Source organism: Pedobacter sp. SYP-B3415 (assembly GCF_004138205.1).
In the GTDB taxonomy this organism is placed as follows: domain Bacteria; phylum Bacteroidota; class Bacteroidia; order Sphingobacteriales; family Sphingobacteriaceae; genus Pedobacter.
The window spans coordinates 38,781-58,427 of record NZ_RXNQ01000005.1; the positions used below are offsets into that span (position 1 = coordinate 38,781).

General features: G+C 47.8%; 17 protein-coding genes. 8 read left to right on the top strand and 9 right to left on the bottom strand.

From position 1 onward, the window contains the following. Positions 1-62 precede the first annotated feature (62 nt). The 3 genes from pckA to EJV45_RS03370 form a co-directional block, all read right to left on the bottom strand. On the bottom strand, positions 63-1,667 hold the full coding sequence (gene pckA / locus EJV45_RS03360; protein WP_129714237.1) for a phosphoenolpyruvate carboxykinase (ATP): 1,605 nt from the start codon (positions 1,665-1,667) through the stop codon (positions 63-65). A gap of 147 nt (positions 1,668-1,814) precedes the next feature. Then, on the bottom strand, positions 1,815-2,162 hold the full coding sequence (locus EJV45_RS03365; RefSeq protein WP_129714238.1) for a translation initiation factor: 348 nt from the start codon (positions 2,160-2,162) through the stop codon (positions 1,815-1,817). 23 nt (positions 2,163-2,185) lie between these two features. Continuing rightward, complete coding sequence (locus EJV45_RS03370) at positions 2,186-3,079, bottom strand: diacylglycerol kinase family protein (protein ID WP_240755182.1); 894 nt, start codon at positions 3,077-3,079, stop codon at positions 2,186-2,188. A gap of 294 nt (positions 3,080-3,373) precedes the next feature. On the opposite strand from EJV45_RS03370, the gene metK reads away from it, so the two are divergent. Then, the gene (gene metK / locus EJV45_RS03375; protein ID WP_129714240.1) at positions 3,374-4,624 is read left to right on the top strand and encodes a methionine adenosyltransferase; all 1,251 of its coding nucleotides are present in this window, start codon (positions 3,374-3,376) and stop codon (positions 4,622-4,624) included. Between the two features lie 36 nt (positions 4,625-4,660). Here metK and EJV45_RS03380 read toward each other — a convergent pair whose 3' ends face one another. Together EJV45_RS03380 and EJV45_RS03385 are read right to left on the bottom strand one after the other, a co-directional pair. Continuing rightward, the gene (locus EJV45_RS03380; RefSeq protein ID WP_129714241.1) at positions 4,661-5,182 is read right to left on the bottom strand and encodes a biopolymer transporter ExbD; all 522 of its coding nucleotides are present in this window, start codon (positions 5,180-5,182) and stop codon (positions 4,661-4,663) included. Positions 5,183-5,241: 59 nt separating this feature from the next. Beyond that, the gene (locus EJV45_RS03385) at positions 5,242-5,769 is read right to left on the bottom strand and encodes a superoxide dismutase family protein (protein WP_129714242.1); all 528 of its coding nucleotides are present in this window, start codon (positions 5,767-5,769) and stop codon (positions 5,242-5,244) included. Positions 5,770-5,917: 148 nt separating this feature from the next. Here EJV45_RS03385 and EJV45_RS03390 point away from each other — a divergent pair, with 148 nt between their 5' ends. Both EJV45_RS03390 and EJV45_RS03395 read left to right on the top strand, forming a co-directional pair. Beyond that, positions 5,918-6,262 carry a hypothetical protein gene (locus tag EJV45_RS03390; RefSeq protein WP_129714243.1) on the top strand — a complete coding sequence of 115 codons (345 nt, stop codon included), beginning with the start codon at positions 5,918-5,920 and terminating at the stop codon, positions 6,260-6,262. A gap of 1,181 nt (positions 6,263-7,443) precedes the next feature. Further along, a complete protein-coding gene (locus tag EJV45_RS03395; protein ID WP_129714244.1) occupies positions 7,444-8,793 on the top strand; it encodes a Gfo/Idh/MocA family protein in 1,350 nt (449 codons plus the stop codon). Between the two features lie 135 nt (positions 8,794-8,928). Here EJV45_RS03395 and EJV45_RS03400 read toward each other — a convergent pair whose 3' ends face one another. From EJV45_RS03400 to EJV45_RS03410, 3 genes are all read right to left on the bottom strand, one after another. Then, positions 8,929-10,002: a phosphotransferase enzyme family protein gene (locus EJV45_RS03400; RefSeq protein ID WP_129714245.1), complete on the bottom strand. Its 1,074-nt coding sequence runs from the start codon at positions 10,000-10,002 to the stop codon at positions 8,929-8,931. A gap of 118 nt (positions 10,003-10,120) precedes the next feature. Further along, the gene (locus tag EJV45_RS03405; protein ID WP_129714246.1) at positions 10,121-11,158 is read right to left on the bottom strand and encodes a LacI family DNA-binding transcriptional regulator; all 1,038 of its coding nucleotides are present in this window, start codon (positions 11,156-11,158) and stop codon (positions 10,121-10,123) included. A 165-nt stretch (positions 11,159-11,323) separates the two neighbouring features. Then, complete coding sequence (locus tag EJV45_RS03410) at positions 11,324-12,463, bottom strand: TlpA disulfide reductase family protein (protein WP_129714247.1); 1,140 nt, start codon at positions 12,461-12,463, stop codon at positions 11,324-11,326. 125 nt (positions 12,464-12,588) lie between these two features. On the opposite strand from EJV45_RS03410, the gene EJV45_RS03415 reads away from it, so the two are divergent. The 5 genes from EJV45_RS03415 to EJV45_RS03435 all read left to right on the top strand — a co-directional run bounded on the left by EJV45_RS03415 (position 12,589) and on the right by EJV45_RS03435 (position 18,786). Beyond that, the gene (locus EJV45_RS03415; protein WP_129714248.1) at positions 12,589-13,269 is read left to right on the top strand and encodes a succinate dehydrogenase cytochrome b subunit; all 681 of its coding nucleotides are present in this window, start codon (positions 12,589-12,591) and stop codon (positions 13,267-13,269) included. Between the two features lie 28 nt (positions 13,270-13,297). Then, positions 13,298-15,277, top strand: a complete 1,980-nt coding sequence (locus EJV45_RS03420; RefSeq protein WP_129714249.1) for a fumarate reductase/succinate dehydrogenase flavoprotein subunit — start codon at positions 13,298-13,300, stop codon at positions 15,275-15,277. Between the two features lie 40 nt (positions 15,278-15,317). After that, positions 15,318-16,088 (top strand): succinate dehydrogenase/fumarate reductase iron-sulfur subunit, encoded by a 771-nt coding sequence (locus EJV45_RS03425; protein ID WP_129714250.1) that lies wholly within the window; start codon positions 15,318-15,320, stop codon positions 16,086-16,088. 126 nt (positions 16,089-16,214) lie between these two features. After that, positions 16,215-18,146, top strand: a complete 1,932-nt coding sequence (locus EJV45_RS03430) for a sensor histidine kinase (RefSeq protein ID WP_129714251.1) — start codon at positions 16,215-16,217, stop codon at positions 18,144-18,146. A gap of 10 nt (positions 18,147-18,156) precedes the next feature. Then, positions 18,157-18,786, top strand: a complete 630-nt coding sequence (locus EJV45_RS03435; protein ID WP_129714252.1) for a response regulator transcription factor — start codon at positions 18,157-18,159, stop codon at positions 18,784-18,786. Positions 18,787-18,983: 197 nt separating this feature from the next. On the opposite strand, the gene EJV45_RS03440 is transcribed toward EJV45_RS03435, so the two are convergent. Beyond that, positions 18,984-19,637, bottom strand: coding sequence for a TonB-dependent receptor plug domain-containing protein (locus EJV45_RS03440; protein WP_129714253.1), 654 nt, complete (start codon positions 19,635-19,637; stop codon positions 18,984-18,986). Between the last annotated feature and the right edge of the window lie 10 nt (positions 19,638-19,647).

A 19,647-nucleotide genomic window follows, 5' to 3' on the forward strand; every position in this document is an offset into this window, starting at 1 on the left:
AAGCACATTTTTACAATTGCGCCCCTTGCACGTCAGTTTAACGTTTCTTTCCCGAACCTCGCTCAGCTTGCCCGTTCCGCTGCCGGAGCCTGCATGACTTTAGCCAGATCAGCCCCTGCAACATCTTCAAACTGTTTGAAATTCGCTATGAAAGCTTCTGCAAGCTCATGGGCTTTCTGTTCATATGCGCCGGCGTCCTGCCAGGTCATTACCGGGTTAAGAAGTTCAGGCGGCACGCCGGGACAACTGACAGGCATTCGCAGACCGAACACAGGATGTACGTCAAAACCTACGTCTTCCAGCGCGCCCTGCATGACAGCGCGGATCATAGCCCTTGTATAGGCGAGTTTCATGCGGCTGCCCGTTCCATACGGCCCGCCAGACCAGCCGGTATTAATGAGCCAGGCCGACACACCCTGCGCCTCCATTTTTTCTCCGAGAAGTTTTGCATAGGTCACCGGGTGCAGCGGCAGGAAAGCCTTGCCATAACAAGCAGAAAATGTTGCCTGAGGCTCCAGTATACCTGCTTCGGTTCCGGCCACTTTTGCTGTATACCCTGAAATAAAATGGAACATGGCCTGCCCCGCATCCAGCTTTGATATGGGCGGCAAGACACCAAACGCATCTGCAGTAAGAAAAAAGATATGTTTCGGCAGCGGGGCTACCGATGGCATAGCCGCATTATTTATATAATGAATCGGATAGGCCACCCGGGTATTCTCCGTTTTTTCGATGTTCGTATAGTCTACCTGGCGGGTACCGGGAAAATAGTTTATATTTTCAAGGAGCGAGCCGAAACGAATGGCGCCAAAAATCTGCGGTTCATTTTCGGCCGAAAGGTTGATGCATTTGGCATAACAGCCTCCTTCGAAATTAAACACGCCGTGTTCTGACCAGCCGTGCTCATCATCGCCGATCAGCGCACGGTCTGCATCTGCAGAAAGTGTTGTTTTTCCCGTCCCTGACAATCCGAAAAAAAGCGCGGTATCGCCGTTTTGTCCGGTATTGGCTGAACAATGCATAGACAAAATGTTCTTCTCTACCGGAAGCAGGAAGTTTAACACAGAAAATACACCCTTTTTAATCTCGCCGGTATAACCCGTACCACCGATCATGATCCGTTTCTTCGTAAAATCGATGATTGAAAAGTTTGATTGCCGGGTTCCGTCGCGCTCAGGGTCGGCCATAAAGCCGGGTGCAGCAACAATGGTCCATTCGGGCTTGATGGATTCATTGTCCTCCGGACGGAGAAACATATTATAGGCAAACAGATTCTGATACGCGGTCTCGGTAATTACCCGGATGCCTAAACGGAACTGCGCATCAGCGCAGGCAAAAGCATCACGCACAAATACAGTCTTGTTTTCAAGGTAATCAATCAGTCTTGCAAAAAGACGATCGGCCTTTTCCCCGTCAAAAGCGATGTTGATATCGCTCCACCAAACCAGGTCTCTGGTCAGGTCATCTGAAACAATAAAGCGATCTTTTGGCGAACGACCGGTAAAAGTGCCCGTATCTATGGCAAGGGCGCCCGAATCGGCCAGCGTTCCTTCGTTTCTTTTGAGCGCAGCTTCGATCAGTTCGGCAGGGCTCAATTGGTAATAGACAGCTCCGGGGTTCAGATTTAAGTTGCTTAAATCCGGCCCTGTTACTTTGGCTTTCGTCATGAGATGAATAATAAGTTAGTAGCGCAAAGGTAACAGATTCGTTGCGAATGAGCCGCTATATTTCCTGCTTTTTTAACTTATTGTGGCAATTACACTATGCCGTAACGACCTGAATATCAGAATAGTAAAACGATTAATGAAGGGTGATCAGCCACCGGCTTTTTTGGCTTTGAAGCCCTGATCATGCAGGATCTGCAGCACCTTATCGCGAAAGTCGCCCTGAACAATGATCTCACCGTCTTTGGCCGAGCCACCTACGCCGCATTTACTTTTCAGCAGTTTACCCAAGGCCTGCAGGTCCTGGTCTGTGCCTCTGAAACCGGTGATCAGTGTAACCGCCTTGCCGCCGCGGTTTTTCCTGTCAAGCTGCACGCGAAGGTCCTGCTGGTTATTGGCCGGCGTCCCTTCTGCTTCTGGTGCGTCGAAGGTAAAATCGGGATCGGTAGAATACATGATGCCGCCGAGGTCGCTAAGGCTGTTCTTTTTTGGTTTCATGAAAACAAAGTTCGCTATATATATTATAAGGTATAGGGAGGCACAATAATTTTTAATGATGCGGGCTTAACCTTAATATGAAGGTCTTTGCCCATATAAAGTGGCTCGCCATCAATATGCACGGCCGCATCGCGATCGCGTTCGATCAGGATCTCCTGCCCGCTGATGATCTCGATGAGATCAGAGCGATGGGCCTGTTTCCTCAGCATGACCCAGGCTATTTCGGGCAGGCGCCGTAATGGAAAGGGCTTGATGATACACACTTCAAGCTTTCCATCGGTTACGGATGCATGCGGTGCAATAAATACGTTGTTGCCATATTGAGATGAATTGGCAATGCTGATGGCAAAGGCCTCCCGTACATAAGATTTTCCATCTACGGTGATCCGGTAATGCCGGGATTCATAGCCGCCAATTTCTGCCAGGCCCTGTCTCAGGTATCCCAGCAGTCCCCTGCCTTTTTCTTCGGCAAACACAGAGCTCAAATGCGCATCGAACCCCATACCGGCCATATTAAAAAATACACGGTCATTGAATACGGCCGTATCAATGTCAAGCGTCTGGCCATTGTTCAGGTTTTGAATGGCCTTTTTCGGATCGAGCGGAATGTTTAAAAAGCGGGCCAGGCCGTTACCTGATCCGAGCGCAATAATACCTAGCGTCTTTCCGTGCTCCAGCACCTTTCCGGCAACCTCATTAATGGTACCGTCGCCGCCTACAGCAACCACAATGTCAAACTGTTTTCTCAGGGCTTCATCTGCGAGTTCGGCTGCATGCCCCCGCGATTCAGTAAAACGGAAATTCGGATTGTACCTGCCCTTATCAAGGTAACGGTCAATGAGTGCCGGTACGCGCGATTTACGGGTACCGCCCGAGATAGGATTTATAATGAACAGGATATTAGTACGCTTCTGCACGCTGATCTGAACTGGTTTTGCAAAATAATCTATAATTTTTCAATCTTCATCATGAACGGTGTCTGCAGCAACGCCTTCTCGGCTTTTTTACTTTTCAAAAACGGGATTTAAAATAAAAAATAACTTAACTTTGTCGCGTTAAAGTGGACTGATTTGCTCAAACCATGAAAATGGCCGGATTGCAACCACGTAAAAAAAAGTGCTAATTTATCTTCACTTCTATTTACAGCCTGTTTTCCAGGATCAACACCCATTTTAATTAATTGTTTAGATTTCAAAATTTAATTATTTAAAATGTCTTATTTTTTCACATCAGAGTCCGTTTCTGAAGGACACCCTGATAAAATCGCCGACCAGATTTCAGATGCACTGATCGATAATTTCCTGGCTTTTGATGCAGATTCAAAGGTTGCCTGTGAGACGCTCGTAACAACCGGGCAGGTAATTCTTGCCGGCGAAGTGAAATCAAAAACATATCTCGACGTACAACAGATTGCCCGCGATGTGATCCGTAAAATCGGGTATACCAAAAGCGAATACATGTTTGAGGCCAACTCATGCGGCATTCTTTCAGCCATTCATGAGCAGTCGCAAGACATTAACCAGGGTGTTGACCGCAGCAGCAAGGAGGACCAGGGAGCGGGCGACCAGGGCATGATGTTTGGTTACGCCACCAACGAAACCGACGATTACATGCCTTTGGCACTTGACCTTTCGCACAAATTGTTACAGGAACTGGCGGCGCTCAGACGGGAAAATAAAGAAATTACTTACCTGCGTCCGGATGCGAAATCGCAGGTGACACTGGAGTATGATGACAATAATAAACCGCACCGCATTGATGCCATTGTTATTTCTACACAGCATGATGATTTTGATGAAGAGGCGGCCATGCTTGAGCGCATCAAAAAAGATCTTGTCGCGATCCTTATTCCGCGCATTATTGGCAAGTACCCGCAGTATGCACACCTGTTCAATGATCAGATCGAATATCACATCAATCCGACCGGGAAATTTGTCATCGGCGGTCCGCATGGCGACACCGGCCTGACCGGCAGAAAAATCATTGTAGACACCTACGGTGGAAAAGGAGCGCACGGTGGTGGTGCATTCTCAGGTAAAGACCCGTCAAAAGTAGACCGTTCTGCTGCCTATGCAACGCGTCATATAGCTAAAAACCTCGTAGCTGCCGGTGTAGCGGACGAAGTCCTGGTACAGGTGAGTTATGCTATCGGTGTTGCCAAGCCAATGGGTATTTATATCAATACATATGGTACGGCAAAGGTTGAGAAATCTGACGGCGAGATTGCGCAGATTGTGTCTGATATATTCGACATGCGCCCTTATTTCATTGAGCAACGCCTTAAATTAAGAAACCCGATTTATAGCGAAACCGCAGCATACGGACACATGGGTCGTAAGCCGGAAACTGTAACTAAAACTTTCAGAAGCCCGGGCGGCGAAGAAGTTTCGGTCGAGGTAGAATTGTTTACCTGGGAGAAGCTGGACTTCGTTGATCAGGTAAAAACAGCCTTCGGACTGTAAAGAAAAAAAGCGCTGGACTGACCAGCGCTTTTTTATTTATATCAGTTTCCTTTTGCGGAGCTCTTCTTTCTCTGATGCCGCCAGGGAATTGTCGGCATCATCTATGACATACGTTTTAACGCCTGTTATTTTCAACTCGTCAAGTACATCAACCAGGTTTGCATAACGTGCGCCGTCTGAGGGCTTGACAATTACGATCAGGTCTTTTTGTTTGTCCAGCAGCCTCTGCTTGTTTTTGAGGAGTACCGTGCGGATTGATTTAAAACTTGCCGTACCGGCTGTGCTTTTGCCTGTTTCACCCATGTACCACAGAATACCGTCCCGTCTGCCCAGTATCAGGGTCAGTGTTCTTGAGGCAGGATAATCGGCCCGGCCAGCTTCCGGAACAGGTCGGGCAACATCCATGGCCTGAAAGCGGGATAAACTTGTGGTTAGCATAAAAAAGGTAATAAGCAGGAAGGCCAGGTCTACCATTGCGGTCAGATCTGTTACCGGCGCATGTTTCTGAGTTCGCCTGCCGGCAGCCTTGCTGCCTTGCGGAATCTGGAGAGTTGCCATAAGTTCTAAGTTTAAGACAGGATGGCAGGACATAGCCAGATTCCACAGGGCTGGCAAAATTATTTTACAGCCTCAATTACGCCGCAGCCAATACGCGGGCCTGAGTTGCCGGTTGGTTGCGTCTTGTAATCATCCGTTCCGCCATGTACGATGATACCTCTGCCGATGATACTTTTTGCATCGCCGTCAGCAATACTCCAGCGGTCTGTGGTAACGGTAATTTCGCCCTGTCCTTTTGAATCAAGGTCAATGTTGCCTATATCGCCTGAATGGTAAGCAGCCGATCCCCATTTTCCATGCTCCTCTTTGGTAGGATTCCAATGCCCGTGTGCATTTTCGCCCATATTACCGCAGTCGCCGTGTTCATGGAAATGCACCGCAATCGTGCTGTCTGCCCTTTCAGCAAAATCAAAGCGCAGGTACATTTTGAACTTCCCGTCGCCGGCATCAAAAAATTTAGCAACGCCGATTACGCTCGATCCATCGCTCGTTTTGCTCAGGGTTGCTCTGGCCACCTCCTTGTCTTTTTTGTCGCACGAAGCCAGTCCGAGGCTGACGAACAGCGCAAACAACAGGTACTTTTTCATAGTCTAATCTTTAAGTGTTTGTCGTAACAACAATCAGCCGCTGCTTTGGTTTTGCATCGGGCGCAGCCCCCCGCCGGTAAAAATACCCAAACTATTTATTCAGGTACTTGTTTAATCAGCAACTATACCACTAAACGAGGAAGCACCTATGGAACATTCATTAGAAATGACTACACTAAGCCAGGTCTTGGAACGGTTAAGACAAAAAGGTTATGATAATGAGATCAAGATGTCTGATCACGGGCGTATGCAAGGAGTCGGACTCAATAAAATATATAAACCGGAAGATCTGAAGATCATAAAAAATTTCAGGTTCGAGGGCGACTCTGACCCTGCTGACAACTCAGTAATTTATCTTGTTGAAGATAACGAAGGAACGATAGGTTATATCCTTGACGCATACGGCACGTACAGTGACCATGCCGGATCAGGGTTTGACGACTTCCTGAAAAAGATCCCTACGGTAGACCGCGATCTGCAGGAACTTTTTTAGAGATACAGATCTTAATGAAACAGAAGCAAGGCCCAACAGTCTTGCTTTTTTTTGCATTCAATATTATATAGGTATTCGTAGTTCGTATTAAGACGGTGCGCAATTGCATAAATGTGAGAGGTAAGATATGAGTCCTGAGACAGCGACAGCGCAAAAACCCCTCGACCGGTTATTCGTATTGAGGGTGGACGGACGGTCGTTTCATCCTTGTTCTTTTCTCTTTAATCCCATTGATCGGTTGGGCGCCGCGGTCTTTCATCCTGGTTCTTTTTTCTTTAATCTCATTGAGGGGTTTGCCACCCTGGGCTTTGAACTTTCAACTTTTTACTTTAAGTCATCGTTGTCCGGTGAAAGTCTTGCCAAAGTCTATAGCCCTTCGGTTTCAACATATATGAAACTGTGGTATCGGACCGCTCACCGCCGCGGGGGCTCCTTCTTTTTCTTGGAAAAGAAGCACCTGAGGCATAGCCGAAAGCGTTCGTACCATTAAAAACAACATACAAGAGACGAACAAACCGCTCCGGCTGTGTATCTCTTCTTGCATAAAAGCATCAAAAGTCCCACGGCGGCGGGAAAAGGCCCGGATTGCCCCTGCACCATTCTGTTCCGGGCTGGTTCCCCTCCTTGGTTCTTCCCGACCTCCTTAGAACAGTGCAAGACTTTTAATACTTTTCTGCGGCGAGAAGATACAAGGCCGGTCCGCACCTATTAGTGGCAGCAATCAGGCAAAACCCTCATCAAAACCAAGGCCTGTACGTAAAACCCACCGACATAGAATACAGGAGGGCTTGATTTAGAAAACTCAGGCAAATGCTGCTGGTAATGTTCAAAAGGATTTTATTTTGTTCTGTGAGTTTTACCGGATAACAACGATTCGAGGCTCGGGGTTCGATCATTATTTTCTTTAATCCCATTAAGACGTTCTGCGCCATAGTCTTTTCATCCTTGTTCTTTTCTCTTTAATCCCATTGATCGGTTGGGCGCCGCGGTCTTTCATCCTTTTTCCATTTTCTTTGGTCTCATCGAGGGGGTTCTGCGTCCAGAACTTTTCACTTTCAACTTTTCACTTTAAACTGCAAACAAACGTTTGCGCTGAAATACGTGCCTGAGCGGGGACTCTTTTTGTAAATCTATCTTTACTTTCACTTACCGAACCAACGGTTAACATACAAACTACAAGCATGGAAAGAAGAGATTTTCTTAAAAGCGGCGCAATGGCTTCAGCAGGTTTTACCATCATGCCTTCGGGCAGCCTCTTTGCTGCAGCAGACGGCAACGTCCGCCTGGGTTATATTGGCGTAGGTGCCAGGGGCATGAGCCACATCAGTGAGGGTTGTCTCCGGGACGATGTCGAGATCGTGGCCATCTGCGACATACAGGAGAGCTCCTTAAAAATCTGCCGTAATTTTATCGCGAAAAAAGGCCGGCCAGCGGCTAAGGAGTACACCGGCGGACTTGATGCCTATAAGAAACTTATCGAACGCAAAGACATCGACGCCGTGATCATCTCTACTCCCTGGCAGTTTCATCACCAGCAATCGGTAGATGCCATGAAGGCTGGTAAATACGTAGGCTGCGAAGTTATAGCCGGGCTTACCGTCGATGAGCACTGGGATATTGTCAAGACTTCTGAAAAAACGGGTATGCCTTATATGACCCTTGAGAATGTCTGCTACCGCAGGGATGTGATGGCAGTGTTAAACATGGTCAGACAGGGGCTTTTTGGCGAACTTGTTCATCTTGAGGGGGGCTATCAGCACAACCTGCGCAATGTTTTATTCAATGACGGAAAAAAATATTATGGCGGCGGTGTCGAATTTGGTCCGAAGGCCATTAGCGAAGCACAATGGCGTACCCAATTTAACATTGACCAGGATGGCGATCTATACCCCACACACGGTGTAGGTCCGCTTATGCAATATGCGGATATCAACCGCGGAAACCGGTTTACCAACCTGGTATCTTTCAGCTCTAAGGCCCGCGGGCTTGCGGCATATGTTGAAGAGCAGTCTCCCGGGCATCCGAATGCGAAGATTAACTACAAGAATGGCGATGTAACAACGACGCTTATCAATTGTGCAAATGGTGAAACGGTCCTGTTATCGCATGACACCCACCTGCCGCGCCCTTACTCGATCGGTTTCCGCGTTCAGGGAACAAAAGGTTTGTGGATGGACGTAAACAAATCGCTTTATATAGACGGCAAATCGCCAAAATATGATACCTGGGAACCTGTTAAAGAATGGTTCGAGAAGTATGACCACCCTCTTTGGAAAAAGTATTCGAAAGAAGCGGAAGGTGCGGGCCATGGTGGTATGGACTGGTATGTCTTTAATGCATTTATCCTGTCTGTTAAACAGAAAAAACAAACCCCGATTGATGTTTATGATTCAGTAACAATGAGTGTCATTATGCCACTTTCTACACAATCGCTGAAAGAAGGAAACAAACCTCAGGACTTTCCCGACTTTACAAAGGGTAAGTGGAAAAACCGTAAGAATACGTTCGCACTTGACGATAGCGGTTTTTAACGTATTGCCTGTTTCCAGGCATGTTTGGTTATAATTGTGATGGTTCCGGTCGCGAGGGCCTGAACCATCTTTTATACGTAATAAACAAACCCGGCCTTGCGGGCCGGGCTTTTATTGTTACTTCAGGGGTAGTTATTATGACTGGATTCCTGCATAACACAGGTCCTGGGCAATCTGCTCAAACATCGTTTCCTTTTCCATATAGCGCTCGAGCAGTGTAAACTGATTACCCGCGCGTACCAGATTGTGTGCCGGATATGCGGCCCCATAATACTTGTCGCCATTCAGGTAATCTGTCAGAAAACGGATCGCCTGCATGTAAATCATGAATTTTCCGGAATAAACGAACAGCTGCTTTTCTTCTGGCATCAGTACCTCTCCCATCTCTGCAAGGTAACCTGCCACGATCGCCTTAAAAAAAGGCGTTCGCACAGTTATGCTGTCATAGTTCTCACTTTCCTCATTGGCCGGAGAAAGGTAGGTACGCATCATATCGCCAACGTCACTGATGAAGTATCCCGGCATAACCGTATCAAGATCAATAACGCAAAGCCCCTTCCGGCGGTCATTAAAAAGTACGTTACTGATCTTTGTATCGTGATGAATAACACGTTTCGGCAAAACGCCGCTCGCCATCAACTCGCTGTAACGCGCCGAAATACCCTGATACTTCAGTGCTTTCTCTGTCAGGTGTAAAGCCGTCGACAAACGCTCTTCAGCTGCCGTTTCGCGGGCGCTTTCAAATTGCTGTGAACGAAGTGCAAGATTGTGAAAATCCGGCAATGTGATGGCCAGCCTGTCTACCGGAAAATCTTTCAGCAGACGGGTAAAACGTCCGAACTGACTTGCAGCTTCGTAAGCCTCGCTTTCATTTTCAACCGTCAGCAGTGTAATTGAGTCTCTGATAAAGGGAAACAGCCGGAAATGCTCATTTTCGGGCGTGTGCAGAAGTGAAGTGCCGTCGGGTAAAATAAGGGGTGAAACAAACAGATACGAGGGATGACGCTGTTTCAGATAACCGGCAATTTTGCGAAGGTTTTCAGAAATCTCTTCAGGATGCCTGAACACCTGGCTGTTAATACGCTGAAGGATATACGCCTCGTCGTCATTAAAGACTTTCCATGTATGGTTGATTAATCCCGACCCGATTTTCTGGATCGCGAACCGCTCTGGTGAAAAGCCAAATTGACGAATGATGTGCTCGATCATTATAGATTGCCGGTTTACTGAATTTCAAACATATGCAAATCACTGTGCAAATCCTTACACAAACGTTTGCCCGATTTTCGGCTCAAAAAACAGTATCGCTTAAGGGTTGACTTGCGTGTTATCCGGCCGCCTGCGTTTTGACCGGCGACATCACCAGCTGCGATTCTATAGTGATCTTATAAAAGGCTGTCTGCTCTTCATCATTGTTGCTGTTCAGCAGATCGAAAAGGATGTCTGCAGCGCGCTGGCCCTGTATATAAGGAAACTGTTCTACGGAAGCAATCGGACTATGGTCCATGAAATTAATGATCGGAAGATTTGCATAACTTACAAACTCAAGTTCGGTATTCAGGTCAATCCCCAGTTTTCTTGCATGCCTGATGGCGTACAGCGACACGTAGTCATTGAATGTAACGATCGCTGTTGGCTTGCGTTTATTTTCGAGCAGGCCGTTCAGGGCCTGAATTGTACCTTCTTCGGTCAGATCGCAGCTTACAATCAGGGAAGGATCAAATTTGAGCCTGTTCTTCAGCATAGCTTTTATATAACCTTCCTTCCGCTGGCCGCTGGCCGCCAGCGTACCCGGGCCATTGATCATACCGATGGTACGATGGCCTTTCTTCAGTAAAAAATTGACGGCTTCAATACTGCCTGTCTCCATATTGCAGGCTACATAATGAATATCTTTCAGCGGCGGCACGCGGTCAAAAAAAACGACCGGTATATTGTAGCGCTTCAGCATGTCGAAATGCTCAAAAGACGCAGTTGTTTTGGCAACCGAGACCAGAAGCCCGTCGACGCGGTGATTTTTCATCTTTTCTACAAGTTGCTTCTCTTTTTCCTGGTCATCGTGCGATTGTGCAAGCAGCACATTATAGTTGCGCTTATTCGCCACATCCTCGATTGCACTGATGGCTGAAGAAAAAAAAGCCTCTGAAAGCTCAGGTAGAATGACCCCGATGGTGTACGTTTTACCCTTCTGGAACAGGATGGCCGTTTGATTAGGCTCGTAGTGCATCTCCTCGGCCATTCGTTTTACCTTTTGCCGGGTAATTAACCCGATACTGGGATGGTCATGGAGTGCCCGCGATACGGTAGAAATTGAAATGCTCAACTTCTTCGCTATCTCTTTAATTGTAGCAGGTTTCTGGCGCATCAGGATGTTCGGTTAATCAAGAGCAATATACGCATTTTGACGCAATGCCCTTAGCATAGCAGCGCACATATACACACCGCCGGTTAAAGCTGTTGCATCAAAATTGCATGTTTTCGGCGAAAGCAGTATGCACTATCAAACACAAACGTTTGCATGATGCTTTGACTACAGCCGGCTTTTTGCTTCGCTGATGGCCTCTTCGGGAAGAAGTTTGCTGCGAATGATTTTACCCTGCTGGTCCACAAGAAACATGTAGGGGTGCATCATTCCGCTGAGTTTGCTTGCATTTGGCGACTGCGCACCCATCAGATCTGAAAACTGCGGCCAGGGAAGCGCATCGTGATCTATTGCACTTCGCCGCCATTTCTCGTTCTTGTCAAGTGAAACGCCAATGATCTGCAATCCGCGGCCTTTATATGCATGATAAAAGCGAACAAGCTCCGGATGTCTTTTCCTAAGCTGGTTGTCATAAGAGGCCCAGACAATAATAAGATTAAGGCGTTTCAGGTCTGTTGCAGGGTCAAACGTGCGTCCGTCGGGTGTCTTGCCCGCAATAGCAGCCATTTTTGCCCCCGGTATCATGCCGAGTGCATCTTCAGCCTGCCTGAGAAGTTTTATGGCCAGTTTGTCCTGCTGAACCGACTGATCTGTACCCAGCAGGATTGTTTTATACTGTTTCGGGAAATTAGTGGCTTCATCCAGGTCGTCTAACAGAAAAGGCGTGTGTATGCTGCCCGGGTATTTCGAAGCGAAGTCTGCAATGACCTGTACGGCGCCCTCATCGAGCATCAGGCGCAGCCGTTCTTCTTCTGCTGTAACCTGCCTGATGTCGTCAAAAATGGTGTTTTCCATTTTTTTACGTGCAGCAGCTACATCGGCCCGCAACACCGACATCTTGCTTTCGCTGATTTTGTAAAAATCTGTAAGTTCCTGTTGTTCGGCAACATCAGAGCCCGTTACCGGATATGGCGCAGCGGCGGCTGTATCTGCAGTTACCTGGTAACTGCCTCCCTTCAGGTAAATAAAATGACGGCTAAACTGCGCGGCGTCTGTCCGGGCTTGTCCGTTACTGATCTCTACCAGATAATAACCCTCCTCAACACCGGGCACCGTGAGTTGTTGCTTTGTATTGTTCAGGTTCAGCGCTGCCAGTGCGCGCTTTTCGCCGGGCCGGTATATTCCCATTGTACCGTTGGGACCAAAGTGTTTTGACGACACATCAAATCGTGCCTCAGAGGGGCTGCAGGATGAAAAGAAGAGGCCGGCGAACAGACCGAAGATCACGTAAAGCAGATTTTTTTGCATGAGAAAAGCGCTAAGTTTTAGAATGTTTCTAAATAAAGACTTTATCGTGTTTTTGGCTTGCAGGTAGCACAATTAAGCCATATTATTAAATACTTTTGCAAATAAAAGAAATTAAAGTACATCTAATGAGTAGTTTCGGAAAAGCTTTTTCCTCGTCTATAGGAAAAAAATTAGTCGTAGGCATTACGGGCCTGTTCCTGATCTTATTTTTGATCGTTCACTGTTTTATCAACTCGCTGATTTTTCTGAACGACGGTGGTGAGACCTTCAACCTTGGTGCAGAATTTATGGCTGGCAACTGGCCTATCCGCGCAGGCGAGATCGTGCTGTTTTTAGGCCTGATCATTCACATTGTTCAGACTGCCCGTTTAACGTATGAGAACCGGAAAGCACGCCCGGTAAAGTATGCCGCCTACAATGGCAGCGCAAACAGCAAGTGGTATTCGCGTTCAATGGGTTTGCTCGGCACCCTGCTGCTGATCTTCCTGATTGTGCACCTGGCAAACTTCTGGGTAGTTTCACGGTTTACCGGTATCCCTACGCATGACGTTAATAACCGCGAAAACCTGTTTGCCGTTATGGTAGAAACATTCCAGAATCCATGGATCGTTTTGTTATACGTATTATCTATGGTTTCCCTTTGTTACCACCTGTTGCATGGCTTTGCATCTGCGTTCCAGACCATGGGATGGAATCATAAAAAATATGCGAAGCTTATCATTTCTGTTGGCATTTGGTATTCAATCATCATCTCTGTGCTCTTCGCAGCTATGCCTATTGCAATTTATACAGGGCTAATCAACTAATTTTAGAACGAATAATTCTCAATATAGAATGGCAGAAATTAATTCAAACATCCCCGAGGGAGAATTGACCGAGAAGTGGACCAAGTTCCGTTCTTCGGTTGCTTTGGTAAACCCGGCCAATAAACGGAGTATTGAAGTGATCGTGGTTGGTTCTGGTCTTGCAGGAGCTTCAGCTGCTGCTACACTGGCTGAGATGGGATATAAAGTTAAATGCTTTTGCTTCCAGGACTCACCCCGCCGTGCGCACTCAATTGCGGCTCAGGGCGGTATCAATGCAGCAAAAAACTACCAGAATGACGGCGACAGTACCTATCGCCTGTTTTATGATACGATTAAAGGCGGTGATTACCGCGCACGCGAAGCAAACGTTTACCGTCTTGCAGAAGTTAGCGCGAACATCATTGACCAGTGTGTAGCACAGGGCGTTCCGCTTGCGAGAGAGTATGGCGGCCTTCTTGATAATCGCTCATTTGGCGGAACACAGGTTCAGCGTACGTTCTACGCAGCAGGACAAACCGGTCAGCAGCTGCTGCTTGGTGCCTACAGTGCCCTTGAGCGCCAGATCGGTATGGGTAAAGTAGACATGTATACCCGCCATGAGATGCTTGAGGTTGTTAAGATCGATGGCAAGGCCCGCGGAATTATTGCCCGTAACCTGATTACCGGCGAACTTGAAAGACATTTCGGACATGCGGTACTCATCGCTTCAGGCGGTTACGGAAACGTGTTCTACCTCTCTACGAATGCCATGGGCAGCAATGTAACCGCAGCCTGGAAAGCACACAGGCAGGGCGCATTCTTTGCTAACCCATGTTTTACACAGATCCACCCGACCTGTATCCCGGTTTCAGGAGACCACCAGAGCAAACTTACGCTGATGTCTGAATCGCTTCGTAACGACGGGCGTATCTGGGTTCCGAAGAAAAAAGACGACAACCGCAAAGCAACCGATATTCCGGAAGACGAGCGCGACTATTACCTGGAACGCCGGTATCCGGCATTTGGTAACCTGGTTCCCCGCGACGTTGCATCGCGTGCAGCAAAAGAGCGCTGTGATGCAGGTTACGGTGTAGGTGCATCAAAGCTTGCGGTATATCTTGACTTTGCAGCAAACACTGAACGTTACGGCCGTATCGAAGCCACAAAACAAGGTATTCATAATGCCGATAAAGCAACGTTTATGAGGCTTGGCCGCGAAGTGGTTAAGGAAAAGTACGGTAACCTGTTCGATATGTATGCCCAGATTACGGGAGAAGATCCGTATGAAACGCCAATGCGTATTTATCCTGCCGTTCACTATACCATGGGTGGTCTCTGGGTAGATTACAACCTGATGACGACGGTTCCAGGCCTCTATGCGCTTGGCGAAGCAAATTTCTCAGACCACGGCGCAAACCGTCTTGGCGCATCTGCACTCATGCAGGGTCTGGCCGACGGGTACTTCGTTATCCCTTACACCATTGGTGCCTATCTTTCAAAAGACATCTCTACCAAGGCGATCCCGACCGACCATCCGGCGTTTATTGAAGCTGAGAAAAATGTAAAAGAAACGCTTGAGCGTTTTGTAAATATTAAAGGCTCTAAATCGGTAGACCATTTCCACAAGGCTTTAGGCAAAATCATGTGGGATAAATGCGGAATGGCCAGGAATGAACAGGGACTGAAAGAGGCGATCGTCGAAATCCGTGCACTGCGCGACGAATTCTGGCGCGACGTAAGGGTTCCCGGCTCACTCGACGAATACAACCCTGAGCTTGAAAAAGCCGGACGTGTAGCCGACTTTCTGGAACTTGGTGAACTGATGTGTATCGATGCGCTGAACCGTCAGGAAAGCTGCGGCGGACACTTCCGTGAAGAATACCAGACCGAAGAGGGCGAGGCACTCAGGGACGACGAAAACTATGCATATGCTGCGGCATGGGAATACCTGGAAGGGGTTCATTTCAACCTGCACAAGGAAGATCTGAAATTCGAAAACATTAAGGTAGCACAAAGAAGTTATAAATAACGGCAGGCCCCGGGCCATTGCCGAACTCAATACAATTCAAATGAGTACAGGAAATATGAATCTGACGCTGAAAGTCTGGCGTCAGAAAAACAGCAAGTCAGCCGGCAAACTCGTCGATTATCAGGTTTCTGATATATCGCCAGACATGTCTTTTCTGGAAATGTTCGATGTTTTGAACGAGCAGCTGATCAACAAGGGTGAGGAGCCGATTGTATTTGACCATGATTGTCGCGAAGGGATCTGCGGCATGTGTTCGATGTTTATCAACGGCAGGCCACACGGACCGAAACAGGGTATTACAACCTGCCAGCTCCATATGCGTTCATTCAAAGATGGTGATACCATTGTTGTAGAGCCATGGCGTGCGGCAGCGTTTCCGGTAATCAAAGACCTTGCTACAGACCGCTCCAGCTTTGACCGTATTATAGCCTCCGGCGGATTTATATCGGTTAACACCGGAAATGCCCAGGATGCAAATGCCCTGCCGATTCCAAAGAGACAGGCTGATGCTGCTTTCGAAGCTGCCGCATGTATTGCCTGCGGCGCATGCGTAGCAACCTGCAAAAATGCATCTGCAATGCTGTTCGTCTCAGCAAAAATTTCTCAGCTTGCGTTGCTTCCGCAGGGACAGCCTGAGCGTTACCGCCGTGTGCAAAGCATGGTTGCGCAGATGGATGCAGAGGGTTTTGGAAACTGTACCAATACCCGGGCCTGCGAAGCCGAATGTCCGAAAGGCATTTCGCTTGAAAACATTGCCCGCATGAACCGCGATTATTATGCGGCGAAATTCGCGTCTGAAGAAGAGGTATAACCTACCTGCTTATCATACGCACAAAGAAGCCATGCCGATCGCATGGCTTCTTTTGTTCAGGGGCAATGCGAGAAAACCTCAATGCGGAAATAAATGATATATTTGAGCTGATAACGCTCCACTTTCATGCGCATGCTCCTTCTGCTTACTGCCGTTTTGTGCAGTCTGAGTGCTTCTGCTCAGACCGACACCATCCGCGTGCTCAGGCAACGATATTATGGCGGCAAGGGAGAGCTGAAAAGGCACGCGCTGCGCGGCCTGCTTGAACAGCACCGGTCCCAGTCGCCAGACTCCATGCTCAAATACTGGCAGGAATTTGACCGTACCATCAGTACACACACTGCGGGTGCCCATGCAGAATCCGCTTACTACCGGGCCATTTATTATCTGAAGGCGAATAAGCTTGATAGTGCCTTACAGTTTACACAAACGGGACTGAAAAAGACCGGCGGCCTTAGAAAAACGCACCAGGCGGTTTGTTTACAATTGCTTCAGGGCGGTATCCTGGTCAGGTTAAACCGTAAAAAGGAAGCACTCCGCGTATTTTTCTCAGCACTGCAACTTGCGGAACAACAGAAAGATCAGAGCAATATCATCCGGGCGCTGAATGGCATCGGCTGGGTTCAAATGGAAACGGAGCAGTACCGCAAAGCAATCGGCTGGTTCAGAAAGGCAGCTTCCTCGGGAAGCGTTGGTGCCGGCCCCGCCCTCGCAATTGTTTACAGCAACCTTGCATCCAGTTATGGTGCACTGAACCGGTTGGATTCCTCACAGTATTTTATCGGCCTGTCATTAAGCCTGGCACGAAAAGCCCAGGAGCTTTCAACGCTGGCCAATGCGCATGCTATTCACGCCAGGATTGATCTTGAACGAAAAGACGAGCCTGCTGCGCTGCGACATATGGAGCAGGCGGTTGCCGCGCGTAAGTTGTTACAGGAGCCTTTTTACATCGTGTCTGACCTGTGTGTGCTGGCAGACATATTTGCGATGGCTAAAAAGCCTGATAAGGGCATTGCGACCGCAACCGAAGCAATGCACCTTGCCCGAAAGTATAAGCTGGAGGCGAAAAAAGCCATGATCTATGCATCGCTGGGAAACAACTACCGGGTTGCCGGCAATTACAAAGCGCTGGCGCGGACGCTGGAAGCGCGACTGGCGCTGAAAGATTCTCTTCACAGCGATGCGCTCGATGAAGAATTTGCCCGGATGCAGGCCCGCCACGAAGTCTCAAAAAAACAACAGCAAATCTCATTACTGCGATCGCGGGAAACACTGCAACAGCTGGAATTAGACAAGCGAAATACAATTATTGCCATTACGTCGGGCGGGCTTGTTCTGGTCGTCCTGATGGGTTACCTGCTGCATAACCGGAATAAATTGAAGCAGAAATCGGTCCTCCAGGCGCACATAATCAGGCAGCAAACCATGACGACCAACAAAGTGTTGCGGGCTGAGGAGAACGAACGAAAACGGATAGCCCTGGAGCTGCATGATGGTCTGGGTCAGCTTTTTTCGGTTGTTAAGCTAAATCTGTCCGGCATAGCCCAAGACATCAGTTTCAAGAGTCCCGGCAGTGAGCGGACTTTTGCCAAGGCAATGGACCTTGTAGATGAAAGCTGCCGTGAAATTCGGCTGATTGCCCACCAGATGGCTCCGCATATCCTGATCAGCTCCGGCCTGCCTGCAGCCGTGGCAGATCTTGTAAACAAGATTGATTCGCGCCAGCTAAAAGCCACCATAGATGTTGTGGGGTTTGATACCGGCCGGCTGCCGGCAAACGTCGAATCTGTTTTGTTCCGGGTGATCCAGGAAGCGGTCAATAATGTAATTAAACATGCGGGTGCAAGCTTGCTTGATATCCAGCTGATCCGTGAATCAGGCCAGACAACCGTAATGATTGAAGACAACGGAAAGGGATTTGATGTAAACAGCCTCGAGCTTATAGAAGGGATGGGACTAAAAAATATCCGTTCCAGAATTGAATATTTAAAAGGCAGTGTCGACTTTTCATCGCTTGATGGACGCGGGACGCTGATTGCAATTTATCTCCCGGTTTAATAAATTTTAAATGACACGCTCAAAAAAACTGTATATCGTTGATGACCACCAGCTGGTTATAGATGGTCTTTGTTCACTGCTTGCTAATGAGCCAGACTACGAGCTCGTAGGTTCGTCGAATTCTTCTGAAAAAGTTGATGAAGCCATCGCTGGACTTGCCGTAGACATCCTGATCACCGATGTAAACATGCCCGGAAGCAGCGGCATTGAACTGACCAGGATGGTCAAAAAGAGATTTCCGAAGATTAAGGTGCTGGCCTTATCTATGTTCAGCGATACCGAGATCATCAAACAAATGATCGATTCGGGCATAAGCGGCTATATCCTTAAAAACACCGGCAAGCAGGAACTCCTTGATGCGTTGAACTGCATAGCTGCCAATGGAACATATTTTGCCGACGAGGTGATGCTAGAATTCAGAAAAAATCAGTTCGCTGACCAGACGCAGTCGCGGTTAACCAACCGCGAGATTGAAATTATCAGGCTGATTGAAAAGGAATACAGCAATAAAAAAATAGCTACAGAACTCTTTATAAGCGAGCGCACAGTTGAAACGCACAGGAAGAATATATTCAGAAAAACAAACACCCAAGGCATCATCGGTCTTCTTAAATACGCTTACGAACAAAAGATCATCTAACTTTTTGGCCCAAAAGGTTCTCGACAGAATTTGTCTCAAAAACTTGTTACAATCAAAAAAAAGCCTTATATTTAATCGTCCGAGACAGGAGAGGCACAAAAATCAGAAGACCCCGGCCCACAAGTTGGGGTTTTGTGTTTAAGATGTTTTCCACCGTCAAAATGGCCGGTGGTCACCGGCCCGCATTCAATACCGGTTTATTTCTTTGGCCTACCAGCAGTTTTCTTAGCTGCCGCTTTTTTTGTGGTTACAAGAATGACCCCGTTCGCGCCTGCCGCGCCGTAGGCTGCAAGTGATGCATCGTTTTTCAGCACATCAATAGAATTGATCGCATTGGGATCCAGCGACTTAAGCGGATCAACACCGTCAACCGGGGCAAATTCCTTTCCATCTATAATAACCAGCGGTCTCTTATTGGGGTCAGCTTTAAATGGCCGCTCATCAAAGCGAAATGCTACCCGCGCGGAATCGGCCCTTGATAAGCCATTCTGTTTTTGAAGGGCATTCAACGCATCAATTCTTATCTGCAGTTCTTTAGATTTCGCCAGATCCTGCTGGCCGGCAGTTCGAACAATGATTGCTCCTTTTGCACCGCCGCTGCCAAAAAGAGCGACCGCAGCATGACCATGCAAAATTGTAACATCAGCCAGATTTTTGCCCGATTCTGCTGCGATCCAGTCCTTCTTTTCCTGGGCAGTTAAAATAGTGCCGTTGACCACAATGAGTACGCTATCTGTCTTTATTCCGGCTCTTTCAGAAATAACAAGCCCCATTTTTTTCTGCGCCTGCAGTGCGGACCCAACGATTAGTAAAAGCAGGAGCGTAATAAGTTTTATCGTTTTGTTTTTCATTGTTTTTAAT

Excerpts from the sequence above, each read along its gene's own strand:
- pckA (WP_129714237.1), bottom strand. The coding sequence starts at position 1,667 with ATGACGAAAGCCAAAGTAACAGGGCCGGATTTAAGCAACTTAAATCTG.
- EJV45_RS03365 (WP_129714238.1), bottom strand. The coding sequence starts at position 2,162 with ATGAAACCAAAAAAGAACAGCCTTAGCGACCTCGGCGGCATCATGTAT.
- metK (WP_129714240.1), top strand. The coding sequence starts at position 3,374 with ATGTCTTATTTTTTCACATCAGAGTCCGTTTCTGAAGGACACCCTGAT.
- EJV45_RS03380 (WP_129714241.1), bottom strand. The coding sequence starts at position 5,182 with ATGGCAACTCTCCAGATTCCGCAAGGCAGCAAGGCTGCCGGCAGGCGA.
- EJV45_RS03385 (WP_129714242.1), bottom strand. The coding sequence starts at position 5,769 with ATGAAAAAGTACCTGTTGTTTGCGCTGTTCGTCAGCCTCGGACTGGCT.
- EJV45_RS03390 (WP_129714243.1), top strand. The coding sequence starts at position 5,918 with ATGGAACATTCATTAGAAATGACTACACTAAGCCAGGTCTTGGAACGG.
- EJV45_RS03395 (WP_129714244.1), top strand. The coding sequence starts at position 7,444 with ATGGAAAGAAGAGATTTTCTTAAAAGCGGCGCAATGGCTTCAGCAGGT.
- EJV45_RS03400 (WP_129714245.1), bottom strand. The coding sequence starts at position 10,002 with ATGATCGAGCACATCATTCGTCAATTTGGCTTTTCACCAGAGCGGTTC.
- EJV45_RS03405 (WP_129714246.1), bottom strand. The coding sequence starts at position 11,158 with ATGCGCCAGAAACCTGCTACAATTAAAGAGATAGCGAAGAAGTTGAGC.
- EJV45_RS03410 (WP_129714247.1), bottom strand. The coding sequence starts at position 12,463 with ATGCAAAAAAATCTGCTTTACGTGATCTTCGGTCTGTTCGCCGGCCTC.
- EJV45_RS03415 (WP_129714248.1), top strand. The coding sequence starts at position 12,589 with ATGAGTAGTTTCGGAAAAGCTTTTTCCTCGTCTATAGGAAAAAAATTA.
- EJV45_RS03420 (WP_129714249.1), top strand. The coding sequence starts at position 13,298 with ATGGCAGAAATTAATTCAAACATCCCCGAGGGAGAATTGACCGAGAAG.
- EJV45_RS03425 (WP_129714250.1), top strand. The coding sequence starts at position 15,318 with ATGAGTACAGGAAATATGAATCTGACGCTGAAAGTCTGGCGTCAGAAA.
- EJV45_RS03430 (WP_129714251.1), top strand. The coding sequence starts at position 16,215 with ATGCGCATGCTCCTTCTGCTTACTGCCGTTTTGTGCAGTCTGAGTGCT.
- EJV45_RS03435 (WP_129714252.1), top strand. The coding sequence starts at position 18,157 with ATGACACGCTCAAAAAAACTGTATATCGTTGATGACCACCAGCTGGTT.
- EJV45_RS03440 (WP_129714253.1), bottom strand. The coding sequence starts at position 19,637 with ATGAAAAACAAAACGATAAAACTTATTACGCTCCTGCTTTTACTAATC.